The organism is Clostridioides sp. ZZV14-6154 (assembly GCF_020657785.1).
In the GTDB taxonomy this organism is placed as follows: domain Bacteria; phylum Bacillota; class Clostridia; order Peptostreptococcales; family Peptostreptococcaceae; genus Clostridioides.
Genome location: NZ_JAGWCY010000011.1, coordinates 1 through 20,731 on the forward strand (window position 1 = coordinate 1; position 20,731 = coordinate 20,731).

Consider the following 20,731-nt stretch of genomic DNA (forward strand, 5'->3'; position numbering starts at 1 on the left):
ATATTATATATTACTTGTACAAATAACATATAAAATTTAATAAGTTAAAAAAATGAAAGATATAAATTATCATTTTAGTGTTTTATTTAGTTAAATTAAATTATTTAAATGAAATACATCTCATTTAAGTAAAAAAATTTAATAATAGTAAAAAAAATAATGTATTTGTTAAAAAATAAATTCACGAAATATTCAGAAAAAAACTTCTTGACCTAGAACAATAAAGGAAATAAAATCTAAAGTGTAGAGATTAAATCTATAAAATTATTTTAAGTATAGGTTAAAAGATATAGATAATGCATTTAAGATTTATAAAAAATATGAGGATGCATAATTATTTTAGGGAGGTTTTTGGTATGGATAAAAAAGAAAAGATTGTAGAGAAGTCAAATGTTGAAGTATGTAGTCCTGAGATTGTCAACAGTGTTGAAACATTAAAAATAAGGCTAGAAGAAATAAGATTAGCACAAAAAGAATTTGCAACATTTACACAAGAACAAGTAGATAAAATTTTCTTAGCAGCCTCAACAGCAGCAAATCAACAGAGAATTCCTCTAGCAAAAATGGCAGTTGAAGAGACTGGTATGGGTATTGTTGAAGATAAAGTTATAAAAAATCATTTTGCTTCAGAATATATATACAATGCTTATAAAAATACTAAAACTTGTGGTGTCATAGAAAAAGATGAGGCATTTGGATTTACGAAAATTGCTGAACCAGTAGGTGTATTATCAGCAGTTATACCAACAACTAACCCTACATCAACTGCTATATTCAAATCACTAATAGCCCTAAAGACTAGAAATGGTATAATTTTTTCACCTCATCCAAGAGCTAAAAACTGTACTATAGAAGCGGCTAGAGTTGTACATGATGCGGCAGTTAAGGCAGGAGCACCAAAAGGTCTTATAGGTTGGGTAGATGTGCCTTCAATTGAATTGACTAATGTTGTTATGGCAGAAGCAGACCTTATATTAGCTACTGGTGGACCTGGAATGGTTAAATCTGCATACTCTTCAGGTAAGCCAGCTGTTGGAGTTGGACCTGGAAATGTACCTGCAATAATAGATGAGAGTGCAGATATAAAAATGGCTGTAAGTTCAATATTAGTATCAAAATCATTTGATAATGGTATGATATGTGCTTCTGAGCAAGCAGTAATAGTACCAGAAAAAATATATGAAGAAGTTAAAAAAGAATTTAAATATCGTGGCGCACATTTCTTAAATAAAGAAGAAACAGAAAAGGTAGGTAAAGTAGTAATAATTGATGGAACTTTAAATGCCAAAATAGTTGGGCAACCAGCTCATGTAATAGCTAAAATGGCAGATGTAGAAGTACCAAAAACAGCTAGGATAATAATTGGCGAAGTTGAATCTGTTGAAGTAGAGGAACCTTTTGCACATGAAAAACTTTCTCCTGTCCTTGCAATGTACAAGTCTAAGAGTTTTGAAGATGCAGTTGCTAAGGCTGAAAAATTAGTTGCTGATGGTGGGTATGGTCATACTTCATCATTGTATGTAGACTCTATAAATCAACCAGAGAGAGTAGAGAAGTTTGTAAATGCTATGAAGACTTGTAGAGTATTAGTTAATACTCCATCATCACAAGGTGGTATAGGTGATTTATATAACTTTAAATTGGCTCCATCTCTTACTCTTGGTTGCGGTTCTTGGGGTGGAAACTCTGTATCAGAAAACGTAGGAGTTAAGCATTTACTTAATATCAAGACAGTAGCTGAAAGGAGAGAGAATATGCTTTGGTTTAGAGCCCCACAAAAAGTTTATTTTAAAAAAGGATGTTTAGGTGTAGCAGCAAGAGAATTTAAAGATGTTATGAACAAAAAGAAAGCTTTTATAGTAACAGACTCTTTCCTTTACAATAATGGATATACTAAGAAACTAACTGATTTATTAGATGAAATGGGAATTAAGCATACTACATTCTTTGATGTTGCTCCAGACCCAACACTAGCTTGTGCAAGAGAAGGGGCTAAGGCTATGGCTGATTTCCAACCAGACTTAATAATATCTGTAGGTGGAGGTAGTGCAATGGATGCCGGCAAGATAATGTGGGTAATGTATGAACATCCAGAAATAGATTTCCAAGATTTAGCAATGAGATTTATGGATATAAGAAAAAGAGTATATGCATTCCCTAAGATGGGTGAAAAAGCATACTTTGCAGCTATTCCGACTTCAGCAGGAACTGGTTCAGAAGTAACTCCATTTGCAGTTATAACTGACCAAGATTCAGGTGTAAAATATCCATTAGCAGATTATGAATTAATGCCAAATATGGCTATAATTGATGCAGATATGATGATGGAAATGCCACCAAGATTAACAGCAGCGTCAGGTGTTGATGCCTTAACACATGCACTAGAAGCATATGTATCTATGTTAAGAACTGAACCAGCTGATGGACTAGCACTTCAAGCAGGTAAAATAATATTTGAGTATTTACCTCGTGCATATAAAAATGGAAAGACTGATAAAGTAGCAAGAGAAAAAATGGCAATGGCATCTACTATGGCTGGTATGGCTTTTGCGAATGCTTTCTTAGGAATTTGCCACTCTATGGCACATAAACTTGGTGCATTCCACCATGTTCAACATGGTGTTGCAAATGCATTATTAATAAATGAAGTAATCAAGTTCAATTGTGCAGAGGCTCCAAATAAAATGGGTGCATTTTCACAATACAGACACCCTGATTGTATACAAAGATATGCTGAATTTGCTTCTTTTGCAGGAATTAAGGGGAATACAGACCAAGAAAAAGTGGATAATCTTATAAAAGCAATAGATGAATTAAAGGCAAGAGTGGGTCTTCCTAAGACTATAAAAGAAGCAGGAGTAGATGAAGCTAAATTCTTAGAGGGATTGGATGCTATGGTTGAACAAGCATTTGATGACCAATGTACAGGTGCTAATCCTAGATATCCATTGATGAGTGAATTAAAAGAGATATATTTGAAAGTTTATTATGGTAAATAATATTCATTTTAGAATATCGATTCTATTAGATTTGTATATAAATTATTCGATTTGCATATAAATAGAATTTTACTAGAACTATATAAATAATTTGTTAATAATAGATTATAACTTAAAACCTAAATAAAAATGATAAAAGGTAAGAAAATTCATATTGATTTTGAATATGTATATTTAATCAATTAACTTTAAAATTAGTCACAAAATTTTTTTATTACATATAATTTTAAAGCAAAATATATAAAAAACTTTATGAAAAAATTATAAAAATATTCAGAAAATTCTATTGACTAATCTATTTATCATGATATAATAGGTATAGAAAACAAAAAAACTGGGGCCTATTAAGGCCCCCTTACTACTTTTTGATAGATTTATTTAAAACTACTTTCTCATTTTGATTTTTTATATTTATTACAGAGTCGCTGTAATCTACCTCGAAGTTAGCAAAGGCAGAAAATAAATCTATATCTCTTAACAAATGAATTGTCATGCAATGATTGTTTTTATTCAACCTTAGAATTAATGCTCTTACAAATGGGAATTGGATTCTAGAATTAAATAAGTTAGAGCCATCAGTATCTATATCTAAGCTACGATAATTAATATCTATAAATATATCTACATCATTATTATCTTCTCTTATTATTCTGTAGTCAAAATCCAAGTCTAAATTTAAATTACCTAAAACTAATAACATTTAAATCCTCTTTTCTATAAGTAGTTTTAGAGTGTTAGTTTAACTAAGCTCTCCATCTATTATAGATATAATTCGGTCTGCTTTTCTAGCAATATTTTCATTATGTGTTATTATGATAAGAGTTTGGTTATATTTTTTTATAGAACTTTTTAGTAAATCCATAACTTCTTCTGTAGTTTTACTATCCAAATTTCCTGTTGGTTCATCTGCTAGGATTATACTTGGTTTTGCAGATAAAGCACGTGCAATAGCAACTCTTTGTTGTTGTCCACCAGATAATTGATTAGGAAGATGATTTTTCCTTTTATTAAGTCCCAATAAAGTTATAAGGTCTTCGATGTATTCTTCATCGACTTTTTTATTGTCTAACTTTAATGGCAATTCTATATTTTCCTTTACATTTAATACAGGAATTAAGTTATACTGTTGAAATACAAATCCGACTTTTTGTCTTCTGTATTTTGCTAGTTTTTTATTTGAAAGACAACATATATCTTTACCATCGACTTTTATAGTACCATTACTTGGTCTCTCAAGACCTCCTACTAAATGTAGAAATGTACTTTTCCCACTTCCACTTGGACCAATTATCGCAACAAATTCACCCTTATTTATTTTTAAATTTGCATCCTTTAGTGCATGTACAGATGTTTCCTTTTTTCCATAAATCTTACCTAAGTTAATAGTTTCCAATATAGGCATAATTACCCCTCCTATTCTGTGATGTTTATAGCTTCAACTATACTAATTTTATTTATCTTCCTTGATGGAATACATGTAGCTAGAATACCTACAATTATATTTGCTAAAACAACTAGTATATATATTTTGTAATCTATTGTAAAATCTAATCCATATGATGCAAAGTCCTGTAGATAATACATTTTAAATTGTATTATAAGTCCTGACACGATGGTAATTATACTTGAGAGTACTCCATATAATATTCCCTCATAGAGTATCATATTTTTAAATTCTCTCTCAGAGATACCAATAGCCCTTAACATTCCAAATTCGCTAGTTCTTGAAGTTAAGTTATAACTTATGTTATTTATTATGTTAAGCACACTAATTATGAACATTATTGCTACTATGCCATAATTATAAATCATGGATCTAGATGTCATCTTATCAGAGTTTTCTTTTTCTACCATCATATCTATTGTTGTAGTTCCAGAGACTTCACTTCCAATTTTACCTAAAAGTTTATTTATTTTTTTACTGTTTGCATTTTCATTAAGGTCTGCATAAACTAAGTTGTACTTATCTACACCAGTTAATTTTTTTAGATATTCGCTACTCGTTATTACATCTACACCATCATCTCCAGAGTACGTACTACTATCTGCAAAAGGATAATTTACAATAGCTCCAACTTTAAATTCATATTCTAGGTATTCATAATTATCTTTTTGACTTTCATAAAGGTCCATATCTATTCTACCATTTGGATATTTGACTTTTATAGTATCGCCTACTTTTATATCTACAACTGGTGTTCCTTTACCATGGGTAAAAGTCTTCTGGTATTTTTTCGTTTTAGAAATTTCTGGTACGTATACTATAGCTAAGTTTTCTTTTTTCATTTTTTTCAAGTTTATATTTCCACTTACTAAGTATTTTTCTAATGACTTTATCATCTCATCATTATAACCTCTTAGCTTTTGCTTTAGTGTATATTTTCCAGTAGTATTATTTTTTGTAAATAGAGGATATTCCTTATAATAAGGAGTTGAATTTATAGCTTCGTAGTAATCTAATCTATTTATTTTATCTACCTCTATTCTCGTGTTTAAGATACTAGCAGTTTTGACTTTGTCAATTCCATCTATATTTTTTATTTTATCTATCTGATTATCATTAAAACCCTTTATATCCTTGAAAGAAGTATTGTTACCAGTTTCATTAGAAAAAGTATTTGATAGAATAAAATCTGCATTCATATATGTTTGTTCTTGAGAGCTTTTGTTTTGGACATCTAAAAAAGAAGATTTATAATTGTCTTTTATGACGATTATACCTCCTATACTCATAGATAATATAATTATAATGAAGCCCTTTTTATTTCTAAAGATATTTTTTGCAGATATAGATTTTGTTACTGATATATTTAAAGTTAATTTTGATATTAAAGAATTAACTTTGGTTACATTTTTATTAGTTCCAAAAGTTTTTCTGATAGCATCAATAGGAGAAATTCTTCTTATTTTTAAGTATGTAAAGAAACTTATAATTAGTATTATTAGTATTGTAGATGCAATTGATAAGAGGATTATTTTATCTGGAATAACAAAAGGTGTAACCTTTATATTTCCTTCAAATTGAATATTTCCTGCAGACCTATTAAATATTTGTGCACCCCCCATACCTGTACATATACCTATAGGCATTGCTATCAAAGCAAGTATGAAAAGTTCATAAAACATAAGTTTAAAAATCCTAAAATTAGTGGATCCAATAGCTCTTAAGACACCATATTCCTGTATTCTTTGGTATATTGATATAACATAGATACTATATATTACAATACCAGAAAATAGGCTCATAGCAATTGCAGTATATTTACTTGAGTCATCTAAAGTACCATTTTTCATGGTAGACTCTATAAGCATTGAGTTTCTTCTCACACTTTCCTTATCCAATATAGCATTTTTTGCTATATTGTCTATGTTTGTATTTATATTACTGTCTTCATTAAATTCAATATAAGTTGTAAAATTATCCAATTTTGATTCATTGAGATTCAAAAAAATTTCACACATCCCCTTTTGTTTCTCTATAAATCTATCTTCAAGTATTCCAACAACTTTAAAAGTTTCTGGATTTTCTTTTTGATATAATTTAAAAGTAAGGTCTTGATTTGTCTCTGGTTTTAAACCCATACTATTTAAAATCCATTTCTCGACTACCACCTCATTGCTAGCTTTTGGAAATCGACCTTTTATAAGTTTAGAATGACTAGTCAAGTAATTTTTATTTGCATGTAGTATGTTTATAGGTAATTTTTCATTAACATCTGTAGACGCATAGTAAGATGTTATACCCAGATTTTTAATATCTTTGCTAGATTTTATGGATTTTAATTGATTTCTCTTTACATTTTTAAAGTATACATGGTCAGCTCCAGTTTCTCTTTTCATTCTATCTACATCTGCTTGCTGAGCACTTCTTGAGAGGGTACCAATACCAACAATAAGTGATGTAGCAAGAATTATACTCAGAGCAATTGCTAAAGATCTAGCTTTATAACTTTTTATGTATCTTACTACTATTTTCAGATTATCTTTCATATTTACCACTTCCTTTCTTAACTAAATCAATTATATATTTATTTAAAATATATAGCAAAGTAAGTATTTTCAAGTTTTAAGTAGTTAATTGTATAAATTTATATGTATTTTTACAAGTTTAATTAAGCTATATGTAAATTTTGACTTTTTACATATTTTTTTTAAAATGATATAATTCTCATATAAATTGCAGAGGGGAGGGGAATTATGGAGAACAATTTTATATTTCCTGTAGTAATATTAGCTTTGTTTATATTTAGTAACCTTATAATGAATAAGTACAGGTTTTACAAAGAATTAGACATATTAAAAAGAGGACTATTAACATTTTTTATATCGTGTTTTGTATGGATTTTATTCATGGGGGGTATTCAACATATACAATTAAGTTTAGGATATAATTCTTTACTTGAAGGAGTATTAAATATTATACTTTTTTTAATTTTAATTATTTTAAGTTGTTATATAGGCTTTAAATTTATAAGATTGATAAATAATAACAATGAACAAGAATCTAAACTACAAAAACTAGATAGTAAAATAAATCATAAGGATAATATAATCGTCAAATTAAGAAGTCAAAAACATGACTATTTGAAACATTTGCAAGTAGTGTATTCTCTATTAAATACTGGGTTAGATGAAGATGCCAAAGAATATATAATGAATATATCAAATAGTTTTAAATCAAAAAATTCAAGGTATGGAAAAGTATCTTATTTAGATGCTATAGCTTCATTAAAATATGAGGAATGTCTTGAAAAGGATATATCTTTTGATGTCTACATTCAAGATTTTATGGATAATTTAGAGATTGAACCTAATGATATGAGTTCAGTACTATTAAATATAATAGACAATGCAATAGAGTCTTTGTCTGGTATAAAAAAGGAAAAGAAATATATAAGATTACATGCATATGAAGATGAATTTCAGTATATTATAGCTATAAAAAATAATGGTCCTAAAATACATAATGTTGAAAGTATATTTTGGGATGGTTTTAGTACTAAAGAAGGGCAAGATAGGGGTTATGGGTTACATCTAGTTAAAAACATATTAGACAAGTATGATTATAGTATACTTGTAAATAGTGATGATTTTTTTACTGAATTTGTAATCTTAATCCCAAAATATTATTAGTTAGGAGGAGAAAAGTCTGTGATAAAAGTTTTGATTTGCGACGATGATAAAATTGTAAGAGATGATATAGCAAATATAGTTAAAGAGTCTGGATATGTAGATTATGTTAAAAAAGTTAAGGATGGTATAGAGGCAATTGAATTTATAAAAAATGAGAAAATAGACTTATTGATTATTGACATTGATATGCCATATAAAAATGGGATTGATTCTGCTAAAGAAATTCTTTCTATAGATAAGGATATACATATAGTATTTGTAACAGGTTTTGCTGATTATAGTCTAGAAAGCTTTAAAGTGCATCCTATAGATTTTATAGTTAAGCCATTTAAAAAAGAAAAAATACTTGATTCTATTAATATAGCAATAGACCATATCAACTCTCATAAAATTGCTAAGAATAATTTTATAGAAGACACTCTTTTTGTATATAAAATAAGGAAACAGGTACATATGATTAATTTTGATGATATAGTTATGTTTGAGAAAAATTCTAGAGCTATTAATCTATATACTAAAGATGAAGATATAATAAAGTTTTATGAGAACTTTGATGACTTAAAAAAACGCCTACCTCCTAATTTCTTTATGACTCATAGACAATACATAGTAAATTTAAGGTTTATACATAAGGTTATACCTATAAATAAATCTTCATTAGAGATAAGGTTTATAAATTTTCAAGAAAGTGCCATATTAAACAAATCTCTAGAAAAAGATTTTCTATATAGATTTTATAGGGTTAAAAGATTTTAGTAAAGGAAGAAGGAAAATTTCTTTTAGTGTGATACAGCAAGTACTATGAAGGTGATATATAAGAAAGATTTATATAAATTATTTATAATTATGAACTAATTTATATAAGTTATAGTGTAAAATATATTGGACTTTCTTTAAAAAATTAGAAAGTCCAATATATTTTAGAGACAGTTTTATATTTATAAATTACTTAAGATACTAGGGTCTTTAATTTTATTATCTTCAGCAAGCAATAATATCTTAGACATAATCTCAGCAGTCTTAGGGTCTTCGTCAGCAAATGGAAGGAATATCTTACCTCTACTTTGAGAATGTACAGGAAGTATATTTAAAGCACCCATTCCTTTTTTATGTACAATACCAGAACCCATGTGTACAGAATAATCGCCTAAATTACCTGTTATAAGAGCATGAGAGCCTTCAAAATTGACATTTTTAATCTTTAATAATAATAGTAGCTCTTTAGCAATAGCTATACGCATCTCTACAGTAGAGTGGCTTGTCTCAGGGTCAACACCACCAGCATGAGCAACACTTACAACAAGGTCTATATCACGCATAACTTCAGAGAAAAGAATTGGAGGTATAGAAGCTAGTTCTAAGCTTTTATAAGTCTTTCTATTAAAGAATTCTACTGTTTCAATAGTTGGAGGTTCAATGTCTGCTGGTGAAAACCAATCTGCAAGTGCAAACATCTTTGCTACTATATTTTCTTTGTAGAATACTTTTTGTAAACCTTCCTCATAGTCAACAGTCCAAAGTTGATTTCTAAGAAGTGCTACCGTTTTCTTTGGCTGGATTTGATGACCAGCATATCTACGAGATATAGTTTTTTCAGACAATTCGTCAGCATTTATTCTATAATATTCACGGAACACTTGCTTAAATGGTTGAACAATTTGCTTATCAAATAAGTCATGTTGGAATTCACTCCACTTACCAGATTCAAATAGATGAACTGGATGTGCAAGTTTTAATTTATTTTTTGCAGTTAATCTATAAGATTCACCAGTTGTATCACAAATAAAGAACTTAGACTTATCATTATATATATATCCAATAGTATCATCACATACCCAAACTAGATTTTTAACTAAAGGACAAATAACTGGGTTTTTATAAATATTGGAGATTTCCTTAACTGTAAATACTGTTTCATTTTTCATAGCTTGCTCTAAACTTTGTTTTGCGCGAGAATACTGACTTTTTAAATCTTTTTGTACTGATTTAAGTTCAAGTACATATGGATGTTTTGCAAGTGCTTTTGGCACACTTTTTAAAGCCTTATCGCCTTTTTGGACTTTTATAGATGTTTTTCCTTTTTCATCAACATCTATCCAAAGTGAAGTTCCATCAATATCTTTTGGTTTAAACAGATGAGCAACTTCATTTAGCTTTTCCGTTTCAAGAGCCCACATCATACGATTGATATCTTCAAAACCAGCACTTCTAGCTAAGTTTTCCATTGCTATTGCACAAGCTTTTGATTCACTTTCACGACGTTGTGCACCAAATTGTTTGCTTTCTTTAGCAAACTTTTGAATAAATTCATAACGGAAAGTTGCTTCTTTAAGGTCACCTTTTTTCATAGGAAGTAAAGAGAAACTTCTCAATTTATCTTGATTTCTATTTGTTTCAATTTCTTTCATCAGCATGTCTTTATCAAGCTTTCCAAGTGTAGCATCAGCATAAAGCTGTGCACGTCTGTGAGAGTTTCCGCCACTAGTTATGTATTTAGCTGATTTGTAAAGGATATTGAATCTTTCTTCTCCAATAGTTTTATATGAATCCAAAAACCAATCTACATCAAATGCTCCATCCATGAAACTCTGTGGTGATATAGGAGAGAATAGAGCAACCTCTGATTCTTTTTGAGCAGAGAATCCTTCATTTATATGTGCATGGAAATACCAAATTGTACTCTTTAAACCTTTCCAGTTTAAATATTTTTCAATTATGTTTACCCATTGAGGAGCATACATAGCAGCTTCTATTAATCTTAATTCAGTAATATCAGTAGTTTTAAGTAAATTTTTTAATTCCTTAGAATTATCTTCTTTAGTAGGATAACAATTTTTAAGTAGAGAACTCAAAACATCTTTTTTTGAATAATTACTGCCATATGAATATCCTCTCTGGAAAGTTTCTTTACCAAGAGCAACTAAGATATTTACAAAATAATTCATACCTTCAAAATGTTGTATATTATCAGCTAGATGAGAAACTTCTGTTGGCATATCACCTCTACGTGATTCAATTTCTATAATCCTATTTGTAACAGTTTTTATATTGTTTTCAAGCCATGGATGTTTTTCTAATGTATCACCACTCCATCTAGGATTTGTTAAAATTCGTACTATATTTGTTGCATTGTATCCAGTTACAATTTCTCGATTGATTTGTTCCTCAGTCATTAATCCCAATTCATATGCACGAGCAAATATATCTATATTAGTATAAAATGGGAATTTATATTCTAGAAGTTGATAATTTGCAAATGTAGTGTAGAAGAACTTAGTAAATGAAATATCATCATGAATAAATGAATGTGCCTTTCCAAGCCAATAGTTCAAAATTGGGGCATCTAAAGCAGGGCAGTATTCATTTTGTCTATAGTAGTTTTTAGTAAACTCAACTCTTTGCTTTTTACACTGTTCAGTAGTTAATAGGTTTCTTAGTTTGTAATATGTATCCAAACAGTATTCAAACATTTCTTTCTGGTCAAATTCATTTAGTAATACTGAAAGTATTCTTCTTGTAAGAACATCAAATTTTAATTTCTCTAATTTTGAATATAATTTCTTTTGTTTTTTTTCATCAAGGACATTTGAATATATAGATGAAAACCAACTTTTCTCTATCTCATGATAAGCACATGGGCGTATACTATAAAATAAAATCTCAAGGATTGTTTTATAATCTAAATTAAGTTTCTTGCTAGTTTCTCTCCAAAGCTCAGCTAATGGATAATTATCAATAGTATCCTTATTATTTCCAGTTATACGTTTAATAGGAGTTAGATTATATGTAGAGTAACCTAAAAGTATTTTATCCATATTACCTGACCATCTCTCAACTTCATACTCATAATCTGCATTTTCAATGATAAGTTCATCAAATTTTTCATATACTTTTAATATTTTATTTATATCTACATCGAGAATCTTCTTAGCTTCTTTTTTAGTTGATATAGAAACAGAATCCTCATTAGAAGATAAGCTTAAATTAGAAATAATCTTATTAAGTTTTGATGGACTAGAGGAATCGCATTTAAAATCAAATTGTTCAGGAATTTGAACCTTATTTTCAGGATTGTATATGCCAAATCCATTTTCTTTACAATAATCATTTTTTGCTTTACCTAATAAATTATCAATTAATATCTGAACTTGAGATGTATTCTTTTTAGACTTATCAACACTTTCCACTAATAAAATAAGTTTATTATATAGCTCTTGTCTATCAGTATTGTCTTTTAATAAGTTTACAATTTCAAGTCCTCCAAGACATTTTTGCGAATTTGAAGATTTTATTAGAGAAGAAGCAATATTTTCTAGCTTTAAATCATCTTGTTCAAGTAAAATCTTTATTACTGTTTGTCTGATGGAACTTGTTTTTAAAGTAAGCAAGTTGTTTATTCTGTCTAACTCTACATCTGATAAGTCAAGTTCTTTAAGTAAAGTTAATACAATTTCTCTATTGGAAACACTCTTATCGCTCAAACATTCTAATAAGAAACTACGTTGTTTATCTGTTTTTGGCTCATTTATAAAATTAGCTATAAGTGAAGCTCTTAAATCTGAACTCATAAGATGACAGTTGTCCATTAGAACATCCATAAATTGAGTATTCATATCATATGCTGTTAATGTCATCATGCATCTAAGTATATTGTGAGAAGAAATTTCAACCCAAGACCATGGAAATACACTGCCAGAAAATTCCTTAGTTTTTGAATTTAAAAGTTCTAAGGTATGTTTTAGATTTTCAAATTGTTCCTTTCTAGCTTCAAAGTTTTTATCAATAGGAGAATCTGATAAGTCAAAATCAACTTTTCTGTTTTGCCAATTATAATAGTAGCCAACAGAACTTTCTACATAGAAGTTTCTAACTACCCATGCAAGTATCTCTAAATCGTCACCTTTAATATTTTTAGATGCAACAGAGTGTTTAAAATATGTACTTTCTGTGTTTGATAAGAAGTAAAGTGCCACAAGCTTTTTGTACTTTTCATCATGTGAAAGTAATTTTTCAATAAGAGAGTAGGAATCGTAGATATTGTAAGTTGCAGTTGCCCATAAAGCAAAATAAATTTCAAGGTTATCATTACTATTAATTGACTCTATACGAAACTCTTCATCAGTCAATGATTTATATGAAAGTTCTAAACACTTACGAATTATTCCAGGTTTTTGGTCTGAAAAACCAAGTCCTGTCCATGTATCCAAAGCTCTTATAACAGAACTAAATCTTTCTAAATTGTTATCTAAGATAGTTTTTAACATATAGACAGATGCAGGAATTGTACCTTCATCTAGACTTTCTACAATTTGTTGTCTAAGGCCTTCTTGTTGTTTAGCAGCCAAAAGAAGTTTAGAAAGCATTTCATAGCACTTTTCACTATGACTTTTCATAATACCAATTATCATTTGTCTAGTAAGTAGGGCGGTTTGATTTTCTCCAAAAATTACTTCTTCTAAAGCGTTGATTACATCATTATTTCCTTTATCTATTTCTAGTGCGATTTTATCACTCATTATATAGTCATATTGAAGAACTTTATCTGGAAGTGTAAGATAATCTAAGACAGAAAAATCATAATATATCAAACTAACATAATGTGAAATAAGCCTAATTATACTTCTAAAATAATCTTTAAGTCTATTTGAGCGATATCCTTTACGATAGTATCCTCCTGAATATGGATAATTCAATTTTCTTTTAATTAATTGGCAAAGTTCTTCCACTTGTTCAGGAGAAAACATTAATTCTAAGGCATTTTTTAAAGGACCAGAAAGTAAAGTGTCTACACTTTCAATTTCGTAGTAATAACAATTATAGTATTTTTTTATCATATCTAAGAATTTATTTTCATCTTTTACATCATAATAGTATGATTCATCTTTTACACAATCCCAAAGAGATTTAGCTAAGTCGTAATATGGTTTTGAAGAAGATTTAGTAAAATTGTTTTTAAAATCTTCAATTATTTTAGTATTTTTTTCTACTCTAGTACGTTCTGACATTTATGTACCTCCAATTTATTTATTTTAAAACATTCTTCCAGCAAGTAGAGTGAGTCTTATAAAAGTGAATATATCACCATCTTTTAAATTTATAGGAGAATTGAGTTCTTCAATAACATCTTCGTTTATAAGAACTTTATAGATTCCATCTTCAAATGCTTGTAGTGCAACTTCTATGGATTTTTCTACAGATTGTTTGTTCTCATTGTAGATAGAGCCGAATCCAACTTTTCCAATGGTAGCTTGAGACTCAATCTCTTCACTAGTTAAAAAGCTTATTATTGATTTTTCTGGGGTCTTTTCATTATATTCAAGAACATTTTTAGATACAATTTCAGAGATAGCCTCTTTTAGGCAATTGATGTTGTCAGATAAATCAAAGGGGGTAAGTTCTAGCATAGGTCTACGTTTGCCAACAGCTTTAACTCTAAAATAAATTTGCATAAAATCACCTCGCAAAATATTAAGTATTAAGAAACTTAAAAAATTTATCTATTTGTTATATTATATCATTTTGTGAAATATTAGTGTGGGTTATGGAATTATTTTACAAAAAATAGAAAAAAAGCTATCTTAAAGTCTAAAAAAGAGATAAAAGATAACTTTTGATTGTGAAAATATATAATAATAACTACATGTAGTTATTATTATATATTTTAGATGATTGGTTTTAATAACTATCTTTTTTTATTTATAAATTTTATTCCTAAGTATTTTTTGATATCCTCTTCAGGAGAAAAATCGTCAATAAGTATTTCTTTGCCAGTATCTTCAAATACTACTAGAACTTCACAGTCACCCTGTAAGAAAAATTTTTTAACCGTGTCTTCTTTAACTTCTCTAACTTTTACTACATTCTTTTTTTCTTTTTCAAAGTCTTTTGTATAGTAACTTCCCATCATATTAATGATTTTTGTATATCTATTCATAAAATGCCTCCTCATGCGATTAAATTTAAAAAATATGTTATAATAATTGTTTGTATTAACTTAATAATTATAACAAGGAGTAATAATAATGACTAGTATAAAAAATAAAGATATTTTAAATTGTATAGATTATTCCACTAAAAATAAGCTCTTTAATGAACTAAATGATGTATATGAATCCTTACCAACTGGAAATTGTTCTGGTTGTGGTAATTGTTGTATGGAATCAGTAGGTATAAATTTAATTGAGTTTTTGAATATATTTTGTTATCTTGAAGATAGAGCGGATTTAAGAAGAAGATGTATAAGTAAAATAGTAGACTATTATTTTGAAGAGTATTCCAAAAAAAATTCATGTCCATTCAAAGACGATGATAATAGGTGTTTAATATATGAAGTTAGACCACTAAATTGCAGATTATTTGGACATTGGAAAAAAGCAGACTATAACAAAAATCTAGATAATGTCACTAAGAAAAATAATGACTATAAAGAGTTGATGAAGAGACAATTTGGATTTGAAATAAATGATGAAGTGGTAAATTATAGAATAGATTATTGTGAAAGCTTTATTCCAGGCAAAGGTTATTTGAGCAAATCTGAGAGATTAAGCTTTTTTGATAAACTTATGATACTAGATTCAAAACTTTATTCTAATGGCATTATAGATATAGATTTTAAGGATAGAGGTATAGTTGAATATTTTATAGAATCGCTATTTTACAGAGATTTAGCATATAATGTAAAAATAAGGATATCTAAAGAACCTAAAATAAAAAAAAGAACTATTAATAGAATAAAAAGGCTTATTCTACTAGAGTCTTATATTAAATAAATAATAACTTGTAGTATAAATATTGTCAAAATGAGGTGAAGATGGTGAATCTAACAAAAGTAAAAGGGAATACTTTCTTTATAAAAGGTGGTACAAATACAGGAATATATGTGTTTGAGGATAATACAGCACTTATGATAGACCCAGGATTATGTGGTTCGAGGCCCAGAAGAGTAACCAAAGTATTGGATGAAAATAAAATACAAGTTAGATATATTATAAATACTCATGGCCATGATGACCACTATGGGGCATGTAATCAATTTAAAGAACATTATAAAGATGTGTGTGTAATGTCATCAAAATACGATAAGTTATATATAGAAAACCCAGAATTATTTTCAAAGTATATTGTTGGGGGGAAAAGCAATATATTTATGGATAATATTTTAAAAAGTAAAATGTTAGATGATATAGAAATAGATAAAACTATAGATGGAGGTAGGCTGGAATTAAATAATGAAATGTTTGATATAATTGAATTTCAGGGACATACACCTGGAAGTATAGCTGTTTTAACTAAAGATAAGGTGATTTTTGTGGGAGACCTTTTGATAGGAGATGAAATTCTATCAAAATATGATTTCTTATTTTTATATGATATACAAGAACAAATGAACTCATTAGAAAAGTTAAAAGGTATAGATTTTGAGTATTTAGTTTTGGGTCATGGAAAACAAGTGATATCAAAAGAAGATGCTTATAAATTAATAGAAAAGCATTTGAATGCTTTAGATAAATATTTATACCAAATAAGACAGTTACTTGAAAAACCAAAATCTTTAGAAATTTTACTAAAAAATATTATAAATAACAATAATTTAAGCAATAATTATAAAGAGTATCATTTTTTTAAATCTTCATTGGTATCTGTTATAAGTTACCTAATTGATTTAGACGAAATAGGGTATATCTTAGAGGATGGAGAATTGCTTTACTATACAAAAACAAAATAAATTATGATAAAATAAAGAAGGTCATAAAAAACAAATAAAGGGTGAGCAATATGGAATACGAAAAATGGAATGAAATACTAGCGCCTTATGAACATGCAGTAGAAGAATTGAAAATAAAATTTAAAAATATAAGAAAAGAATATTTAGCAAAAGGCGAATATTCTCCCATAGAATTTGTCACAGGAAGGACAAAAAAAATATCTTCCATAATATCTAAGTTAAAAAGGCTAAATGCAAAAGATTTAGAAACTGAAATTGATGATATCGCTGGTATAAGAATAATGTGCCAGTTTGTTGAAGATATATATTCTATAGTTGATTTGATAAAAGTAAGAAACGATATGACTATAATAGGAGAAAAAGATTATATTACAAACTACAAAGATAGTGGTTATAGAAGCTATCATGTTATAATAAAATATCCTATAAACTCAATTGCGGGCTCAAAAGAAATTATATGTGAAATACAAATAAGAACTCTTGCAATGAATTTCTGGGCTACAATAGAACATTCATTAAAATATAAATATGACCATTACATACCTGAGACTCTAGCAGAAAGACTTAGAAGAGCTTCTGATGCTGCGTTTCTCTTAGACCAAGAAATGAGTGAAATAAGAGAGGATATAATGAAAGCTCAGGCTATGTATCAAATGAAGTCTATAGCAATTAGAGACACTCTAAATAGAATACAAGAGTTATATGACTTAGGTGATACACATAAAGCTATGCAGTATCAAAGAAAGTTGGATAGAACTGAAACAGACAAAAACATAACCGAAATTTTAGAATTAAAACAAGAAATAGATATGTTATTAGAGCAATATAAGGATACTAAGGTAGATGATAGAGTGGTTCAATAAAGCTACTTATAGAAAATTTACTAAATATTAATGGGGCTGCCTCTTAATGGAAAATAATTTCTAAGAAGAGACAGCCTATTTAGTTTAATCAAGGAAGGAATGATGTTATGAGTTTATATGCAATAGGTGATTTACATTTTTCAACATCGGTAAATAAGCCAATGAATATCTTTGGCAGTAATTGGGATGGTCATGAAAAAAAAATTATAGATAATTGGAAAGAGGTTGTTACAGAGGAAGATGTAGTATTAGTATTAGGAGATACGTCTTGGGGAATTAATTTATCAGAAGCTAAAAAAGACTTAGACATAATAAATGAACTTCCAGGTAAAAAAATACTTATAAAGGGAAATCACGACTATTGGTGGACAACAGTTACAAGTTTGAATAAGCTATATGAAAATATGCGTTTTATTCAAACAAATTTCTATGAATATAGAGATTATGCAATTTGTGGAGGCAGAGGTTGGATATGTCCTAATGATGTTAAATTTGATGAGACGGATGAAAAAGTTTATAAAAGAGAAGAAAATAGATTAAGGCTGTCATTAGAGTCTGCACATAAAAAAGGTTATTCTAAAATAATAGTAATCACTCATTATCCTCCTACAAATGATAGATTAGAGGAGTCTTTGTTTACAAAATTATATGAAGAATATAATGTTGAAAAGGTGATTTATGGTCACTTGCATGGTAAAGAGTCTTTTAAAATGGGTCTAAAAGGGATTCGAAATGGAGTTGAATATATATTAGCATCTTGTGATTATACAGAATTTAATTTAATAAAAGTTCACGATTAAAAAACATAAATTGGTAAATACTATAAGATACACGATTAAAAATAAATATTTGAGGGATTTCGGTTTTGAGAAAGGAGACACGATTTATGAGGTGGATATTAGTTTTTATATTTTTATATCTTATTCCTTTGATAGTGATATTCAGAAATTACAAGAATTTTAAGAGGTCTTGTATCTACAGTAGTATTTATGTAGTGTTAGCTACAACAATAATGATAAGCAACATATATATGAGTGGACTTAATAAGATAAAAGAATCTATGTATTATCATAATTATATTTCTGATGAGACGTATGATGAAAAATATGTATCAAATTTTAATGAAAAAGAAGATAGTGATTTAAAACAAGATAAAAATACACAAAGTACAGAAAATAATAAAGAAGAAAATAAACAAGATGTAACAAAGAATAATGATTTAGAAAGAAATACTTCAACAAATAGTGAATCAGAAAAACAAGGAAATACTGAAGAAAACAATGATAATTATACAAGTAAAGAAAATGATAGTGAAGATATTAAAAAAATAGACCTAGAAAGTATAGGAATTTTCAAGAAAGAAATTTATAATATAGAAAGAGTAGCTTTAGTACCAATGAGAGAATGTATACCTTATACTAAGGATATTGCAAAAAACATAACTAAATTGTCTAGTATAAAAAAAGATGTTACAAATGCTAGAAATAAATGTAAAGAAGTTATAGAAGAATATGAGAATATGCAAATCCCAGAACTTTCTAAGGATGAATATACAAAGGTATTAAGCAGTGCTAGAGATGATGTAAAAAAGGCGTATGAACTTAGACAAAAGTCCATGGATAGTGCCTTAAAATTAATAAATACTAAAAGTCCTAAATATATAGGCAAGATAACTGAGTATCTTGATTTATCAGATAAGCAGATAGAAAGTTTTAAAAATAGATTGAATGATTTAAATGAAGAAATAGATGGGTCAAATACTATTGATTAATAAGAGTTAAAGAGATAAGTTAAAAGGGAGATTAGGATGAATAAGCAGAGTATAGGAAAACTAAATATGTTTTTTATGGGGATTACTCAGAGAAACCTTGAAAATGAAGATTTTTTTATTGAATTAGAAGTAGTTTTTAAATCAGGAAGAAAAGAATTTAAAGGAATTGCAACAGAAGAAGAAGGTAAGTACAAATTTAATTTTAAAGGCAAATCAGAGTTATATACATTTAGTAAATTGTTAAAAATTATATCTAAAGAAGCTGAAAATTATGATGCACTAGTATTTAGATATATTGAAAGAGGTACTATTGTCGTAATAGAAGGAGACAATAAAAAAGTAAATGTAAAGTATCTAGATAATAAAGAAGAAGTACCAAAAATAGATGAATTTACAGCATCTCAAATAAAAAACAGAGAGTACTATGTAAAAGTAGGACAAGCAAATGCACTTTTAAAAGAAATTGGAGTACTTACAAAAGATGGTAAAATAAAAAACGATAAAATAAGAAAGTATAATCAAATAGACCACTTTGTGGAGCTTATAGACAATATTTTAAAAGAAATAAAAGACAAAGACTGTATAACAATATTAGATTGTGCTTGTGGTAAATCATATCTAAGTTTTGTACTAAACTTCTATATAAAAGAAGTATTAAAGAAAAACTGTTATTTTATAGGAATAGATTATTCAGATGTAGTTATAGAAGCTTCAAAGAAGATGGCTAAAAATTTAGGCTATAAAAATATGTTATTTATAAAAGAGGATTTAACTAATTATACACCTAATAGAGATGTTGACCTTGTAATAAGCTTACATGCTTGTGATACAGCAACAGATATGGCTATAGGACTAGGGATTAGAGCAAAGTCAGAAGCTATAGTAGTAGTACCATGCTGTCATAAGGAGTTATTAGGACAATATAAATATGAAGCTATGGAACCAATATTAAAACATGGAGTATTTAAAGCTAGATTTGCAGACTTAATAACTGATGGTTTAAGAACTTTATTGTTAGAAGGAAATGGATACGATACTTCTGTGGTAGAATACATATCCCCATTAGATACACCAAAAAATTTAATGATAAGAGCAATAAAAACTAAAATAAATAATGAAAAAGCATTAAATGAATATAGAGAACTAAAAACACAATTTGGAGTAGAACCAACTTTAGAAAAACTTATATATTAGTTGAAAATGTAAAATTTATAAAAAGCTTGCTTAAATATGCAAGCTT

15 protein-coding genes are annotated in these 20,731 nt (G+C 28.1%); 9 read left to right on the top strand and 6 right to left on the bottom strand.

What is annotated here, in order from left to right; genetic code table 11:
• Nucleotides 1-356: 356 nt before the first annotated feature.
• Nucleotides 357-2,999, top strand: a complete 2,643-nt coding sequence (adhE, locus tag KGF45_RS16490; protein ID WP_227842898.1) for a bifunctional acetaldehyde-CoA/alcohol dehydrogenase — start codon at nucleotides 357-359, stop codon at nucleotides 2,997-2,999.
• A gap of 358 nt (nucleotides 3,000-3,357) precedes the next feature.
• Here the strand turns inward: adhE and KGF45_RS16495 are convergent, their stop codons facing one another.
• Genes KGF45_RS16495 through KGF45_RS16505 form a run of 3 tightly spaced genes read right to left on the bottom strand, consistent with a single transcriptional unit; the run spans nucleotide 3,358 to nucleotide 6,989 of the window.
• Nucleotides 3,358-3,699, bottom strand: a complete 342-nt coding sequence (locus tag KGF45_RS16495) for a hypothetical protein (RefSeq protein WP_227829300.1) — start codon at nucleotides 3,697-3,699, stop codon at nucleotides 3,358-3,360.
• A gap of 39 nt (nucleotides 3,700-3,738) precedes the next feature.
• A complete protein-coding gene (locus KGF45_RS16500) occupies nucleotides 3,739-4,401 on the bottom strand; it encodes an ABC transporter ATP-binding protein (RefSeq protein WP_227829301.1) in 663 nt (220 codons plus the stop codon).
• An 11-nt stretch (nucleotides 4,402-4,412) separates the two neighbouring features.
• On the bottom strand, nucleotides 4,413-6,989 hold the full coding sequence (locus KGF45_RS16505; RefSeq protein ID WP_227842899.1) for an FtsX-like permease family protein: 2,577 nt from the start codon (nucleotides 6,987-6,989) through the stop codon (nucleotides 4,413-4,415).
• 207 nt (nucleotides 6,990-7,196) lie between these two features.
• Between KGF45_RS16505 and KGF45_RS16510 the strand changes: the two genes are divergently transcribed.
• Together KGF45_RS16510 and KGF45_RS16515 are read left to right on the top strand one after the other, a co-directional pair.
• Nucleotides 7,197-8,132 carry a sensor histidine kinase gene (locus KGF45_RS16510; protein WP_227829303.1) on the top strand — a complete coding sequence of 312 codons (936 nt, stop codon included), beginning with the start codon at nucleotides 7,197-7,199 and terminating at the stop codon, nucleotides 8,130-8,132.
• Between the two features lie 18 nt (nucleotides 8,133-8,150).
• A complete protein-coding gene (locus KGF45_RS16515) occupies nucleotides 8,151-8,888 on the top strand; it encodes a LytR/AlgR family response regulator transcription factor (RefSeq protein ID WP_227829304.1) in 738 nt (245 codons plus the stop codon).
• A gap of 182 nt (nucleotides 8,889-9,070) precedes the next feature.
• Here KGF45_RS16515 and KGF45_RS16520 read toward each other — a convergent pair whose 3' ends face one another.
• The 3 genes from KGF45_RS16520 to KGF45_RS16530 form a co-directional block, all read right to left on the bottom strand.
• Nucleotides 9,071-14,137 carry a DUF4132 domain-containing protein gene (locus KGF45_RS16520; RefSeq protein ID WP_227842900.1) on the bottom strand — a complete coding sequence of 1,689 codons (5,067 nt, stop codon included), beginning with the start codon at nucleotides 14,135-14,137 and terminating at the stop codon, nucleotides 9,071-9,073.
• A gap of 24 nt (nucleotides 14,138-14,161) precedes the next feature.
• Complete coding sequence (locus KGF45_RS16525; protein WP_227842901.1) at nucleotides 14,162-14,581, bottom strand: hypothetical protein; 420 nt, start codon at nucleotides 14,579-14,581, stop codon at nucleotides 14,162-14,164.
• A 233-nt stretch (nucleotides 14,582-14,814) separates the two neighbouring features.
• On the bottom strand, nucleotides 14,815-15,066 hold the full coding sequence (locus KGF45_RS16530; RefSeq protein ID WP_227829307.1) for a hypothetical protein: 252 nt from the start codon (nucleotides 15,064-15,066) through the stop codon (nucleotides 14,815-14,817).
• 88 nt (nucleotides 15,067-15,154) lie between these two features.
• Between KGF45_RS16530 and KGF45_RS16535 the strand changes: the two genes are divergently transcribed.
• The 6 genes from KGF45_RS16535 (at nucleotide 15,155) to KGF45_RS16560 (ending at nucleotide 20,685) form a co-directional block, all read left to right on the top strand.
• On the top strand, nucleotides 15,155-15,901 hold the full coding sequence (locus tag KGF45_RS16535) for a YkgJ family cysteine cluster protein (protein ID WP_227829308.1): 747 nt from the start codon (nucleotides 15,155-15,157) through the stop codon (nucleotides 15,899-15,901).
• Nucleotides 15,902-15,945: 44 nt separating this feature from the next.
• Complete coding sequence (locus KGF45_RS16540; protein ID WP_413841143.1) at nucleotides 15,946-16,857, top strand: MBL fold metallo-hydrolase; 912 nt, start codon at nucleotides 15,946-15,948, stop codon at nucleotides 16,855-16,857.
• A gap of 50 nt (nucleotides 16,858-16,907) precedes the next feature.
• On the top strand, nucleotides 16,908-17,720 hold the full coding sequence (locus KGF45_RS16545; protein ID WP_227829310.1) for a GTP pyrophosphokinase family protein: 813 nt from the start codon (nucleotides 16,908-16,910) through the stop codon (nucleotides 17,718-17,720).
• Nucleotides 17,721-17,827: 107 nt separating this feature from the next.
• Nucleotides 17,828-18,520 (top strand): metallophosphoesterase, encoded by a 693-nt coding sequence (locus tag KGF45_RS16550; protein WP_227829311.1) that lies wholly within the window; start codon nucleotides 17,828-17,830, stop codon nucleotides 18,518-18,520.
• A gap of 86 nt (nucleotides 18,521-18,606) precedes the next feature.
• Entirely contained in the window at nucleotides 18,607-19,491 is an 885-nt protein-coding gene (locus KGF45_RS16555) for a hypothetical protein (RefSeq protein ID WP_227829312.1), read from the top strand.
• A 36-nt stretch (nucleotides 19,492-19,527) separates the two neighbouring features.
• Entirely contained in the window at nucleotides 19,528-20,685 is a 1,158-nt protein-coding gene (locus tag KGF45_RS16560) for a class I SAM-dependent methyltransferase (RefSeq protein WP_227842902.1), read from the top strand.
• The last annotated feature ends 46 nt before the right edge of the window (nucleotides 20,686-20,731 follow it).

Bases quoted from the DNA above. Each gene is read 5' to 3' on its own strand.
- KGF45_RS16495 (WP_227829300.1), bottom strand. From the start codon at position 3,699: ATGTTATTAGTTTTAGGTAATTTAAATTTAGACTTGGATTTTGACTAC.
- KGF45_RS16530 (WP_227829307.1), bottom strand. From the start codon at position 15,066: ATGAATAGATATACAAAAATCATTAATATGATGGGAAGTTACTATACA.
- KGF45_RS16500 (WP_227829301.1), bottom strand. From the start codon at position 4,401: ATGCCTATATTGGAAACTATTAACTTAGGTAAGATTTATGGAAAAAAG.
- KGF45_RS16520 (WP_227842900.1), bottom strand. From the start codon at position 14,137: ATGTCAGAACGTACTAGAGTAGAAAAAAATACTAAAATAATTGAAGAT.
- KGF45_RS16525 (WP_227842901.1), bottom strand. From the start codon at position 14,581: ATGCAAATTTATTTTAGAGTTAAAGCTGTTGGCAAACGTAGACCTATG.
- adhE (WP_227842898.1), top strand. From the start codon at position 357: ATGGATAAAAAAGAAAAGATTGTAGAGAAGTCAAATGTTGAAGTATGT.
- KGF45_RS16535 (WP_227829308.1), top strand. From the start codon at position 15,155: ATGACTAGTATAAAAAATAAAGATATTTTAAATTGTATAGATTATTCC.
- KGF45_RS16545 (WP_227829310.1), top strand. From the start codon at position 16,908: ATGGAATACGAAAAATGGAATGAAATACTAGCGCCTTATGAACATGCA.
- KGF45_RS16505 (WP_227842899.1), bottom strand. From the start codon at position 6,989: ATGAAAGATAATCTGAAAATAGTAGTAAGATACATAAAAAGTTATAAA.
- KGF45_RS16550 (WP_227829311.1), top strand. From the start codon at position 17,828: ATGAGTTTATATGCAATAGGTGATTTACATTTTTCAACATCGGTAAAT.
- KGF45_RS16510 (WP_227829303.1), top strand. From the start codon at position 7,197: ATGGAGAACAATTTTATATTTCCTGTAGTAATATTAGCTTTGTTTATA.
- KGF45_RS16555 (WP_227829312.1), top strand. From the start codon at position 18,607: ATGAGGTGGATATTAGTTTTTATATTTTTATATCTTATTCCTTTGATA.
- KGF45_RS16560 (WP_227842902.1), top strand. From the start codon at position 19,528: ATGAATAAGCAGAGTATAGGAAAACTAAATATGTTTTTTATGGGGATT.